Annotated in this window: 1 pseudogene; it reads left to right on the top strand. The window is 47.7% G+C overall.

Annotated elements, in window-relative coordinates:
• Positions 1 to 365 (top strand): annotated as a pseudogene (locus GVO63_RS19410) (hypothetical protein); the annotation flags it as partial.

Raw genomic sequence — 365 nt, 5'->3', positions numbered from 1 at the left:
GGTTTGGGCTGGTTTCTTTACTTGGTTTTTTCGTGTTTGAAGCGTATACCACGCTGGCAGCAAATGTGTCTGAACACCCCATTGGAACCGGCGTGTTAGGCGCACTTTTAATTGGGTTCGTAAGCTGCTTTAGCTTTTTAAGTGTTAAAGAGTGGCGAGGCTATAAGCAAGTAAATACGGCAATGGAAGACGCTGGCGTTATTCGTGATTTGCTGGCGAATAAAGGAACGCCCTCAGCGCAAGAAACAGCTTCAGCAAAAACAATTGACGGCATTTTACTGCGGCATGGCAAGCGTTTTTCGCGAGGCTCGTACGCGGCGCATTGTTTCGACCGTTACAAGCAACAACTTCAAGCCGACATGACA

Origin of the sequence: Alteromonas sp. KUL106, assembly GCF_009811415.1 — a bacterium.
Lineage (GTDB): Bacteria > Pseudomonadota > Gammaproteobacteria > Enterobacterales > Alteromonadaceae > Alteromonas.
Note: the sequence above shows the minus strand (reverse complement) of the source record. Positions and strands in the feature narration are given on the sequence as shown.